We start from the raw sequence: 1,945 nt of genomic DNA, 5'->3' as shown, positions 1-1,945 counted from the left end.
GGGGTGGGCGTGCGGGCGGCCCGCCCCGGAGGTGGGCGGGCCGCCGTGCCCGGTGGTTCGACGCGTGTTCCCTTCCCGCGATGGGGTGGGTTCAGCCGCCGAACCGTTCGGTGAGTTTGCGTTCGATGAGACCCACCAGGGTGTAGAGGGCCCAGCCGATCGCGGAGAGCAGGATGAGGCAGATCATGACGACCTGGATGTCGTCGTTGTCCTGCGCCTGCTTCTCCAGGTAGCCCAGGCCGGCCTGGGCTCCGATGAACTCGCCGATGACGGCGGCGGTCACGGCCTGGAGCACGCCGACCCGCAGGCCCGCCGCCAACGCGGGCAGGCTGTAGGGCAGGTCGATGAGCAGGGCGCGCCGGCCGCGTCGGATGTTCAGGACGTCGGCGAGGTCGTGCATGGTGGAGGGCATGCCGCGGAGCTTGCCGACCATGTTGATGAGCACCGGGTAGAAGGTCACCAGGGTGATCAGGGTGATCTTGGATCCGATGCCCAGGCCCAGCCAGAGGACGATGAGCGGGGCGATGGAGATCTTCGGCGTCACCTGGATGACGACGATGATCGGCATGAGCAGTCGTTCGATCCAGCCGACGCGGACGAAGAGCACCGCGAGGGCGATGCCGATGACCGAGCCGAGGGCGACTCCCTGGAGCACCTCGGCGAGGGTCTGCTGGAGGTGGATGCTCAGCCCGCCGGCCTGCCACAGGGACACGGCGCGGGTGACGAGCTGCCCGGGGCTGGGCAGCACGTAGGAGGGCAGGCCGGAGAAGGCGGCCAGTGCCCACCACAGGCCGACGCCGCCGGCGAGGGAGGCCGCGCCGACCAGCAGGGGCAGGGCGCGGTCGCGGCGCTCAGTTGCCGAGCTCACGGTGGTCCCTGACCAGGTCGGCGGCGTCGAACGCCTCGTCGATCAGTGCGAACTCGGCCTGGGAGTCGATGGCCTCCTGCCAGCGGTCGAGGTTGCCGTGGCCGAAGCCGTGCTCCTCGGTGTCGGCGGACTGCCACAGTTCGGCGGCGTAGACGTCGCGCAGGACCTCGGAGATCTCGTCCTCCTGGCCCTCGAAGGTGGGGGCGTACTTCTCGATGGACATCGCCGTGGACTCGTCGATGTGGTCGATCGTGTACTGGAGTGCCTCGTCGAGGGCGGCGGTGAAGGAGGTGACGACCTCCGGGGTGTTCTCGACGGTGTCGGGGCTGGCGACGAGGATGTTGCCGAAGGAGGGCAGGTACTCGTCGCTGAGGATCTGGCCGACGTCCATCCCGGCGTTCTGGAGGGCGAAGTAGCGCAGCCGGGAGAAGACGATGGCGTCGACCTCGCCGCTCTGGAGGGCCTGGACGATGGCGCCGGTGCCGATGGTGCGCAGGTCGACGTCGTCGACGGTCAGGTCGGCGCTGTCGAGCATGGCCTGGAGCTGGGCGTAGTTGGGGCTGCCGAGGTCGGTGACGGCGACGCTGCGGCCTTCCAGGTCGGCGGGGGTCTCGATGCCGCTGTCGTTGGCGAACAGCAGGGCGCCGATGCCCTTCTGGTAGGTGGTGTGGACGACGTTGGTGCGGACGCCGCTGCCGTAGGCGGTGATGACGGAGTCGCCGTTGGGGAAGCCGAAGTCGACGTTGCCGGCGGCGACGTTCTGGACGATGTCGGCGCCGTTGGCGTAGGTGAACTCGACGTCGAGGCCGTGGTCGGCGAAGTAGCCCTGTTCGACCGCCTCGTAGAGGGGGGCGTAGTAGGGGACGGCGGCGCCGTCGATCTGCACGGTGACCGAGGTGGTGGCCTCGTCGCCGCCGGTGGTGGTGCCGGCGTTGTCGGCGGGGCTGCAGGCGGCGACACCGCCGAGGGCGGCGGCCAGGCCGAGGGCGGTGACGCCGCGCAGGGTGCGGGGGGAAGGGGACATGGTGGGTCCTTTCGGGACGGGGCGGGTCCGGTCGTGGCGGGGCAGCGGGGGCC

At 70.3% G+C, this 1,945-nt stretch carries 2 protein-coding genes; both read right to left on the bottom strand.

The features are described 5' to 3' along the window. Positions 1 to 91: 91 nt before the first annotated feature. Complete coding sequence (locus tag ACTIDRAF_RS0222820) at positions 92 to 868, bottom strand: ABC transporter permease (RefSeq protein ID WP_016701025.1); 777 nt, start codon at positions 866 to 868, stop codon at positions 92 to 94. After that, positions 852 to 1,892, bottom strand: a complete 1,041-nt coding sequence (locus ACTIDRAF_RS0222815) for an ABC transporter substrate-binding protein (RefSeq protein WP_016701024.1) — start codon at positions 1,890 to 1,892, stop codon at positions 852 to 854. Before ACTIDRAF_RS0222815 ends, ACTIDRAF_RS0222820 begins: the two co-directional genes overlap by 17 nt. Positions 1,893 to 1,945: the final 53 nt, after the last annotated feature.

Origin of the sequence: Actinoalloteichus spitiensis RMV-1378 (assembly GCF_000239155.1) — a bacterium.
In the GTDB taxonomy this organism is placed as follows: Bacteria; Actinomycetota; Actinomycetes; order Mycobacteriales; family Pseudonocardiaceae; genus Actinoalloteichus_B; species Actinoalloteichus_B spitiensis.
Note: the sequence above shows the minus strand (reverse complement) of the source record. Positions and strands in the feature narration are given on the sequence as shown.

What these genes read in the sequence shown, in the direction of transcription:
- ACTIDRAF_RS0222815 (WP_016701024.1), bottom strand. Translation starts at nt 1,892, where the DNA reads ATGTCCCCTTCCCCCCGCACCCTGCGCGGCGTCACCGCCCTCGGCCTG.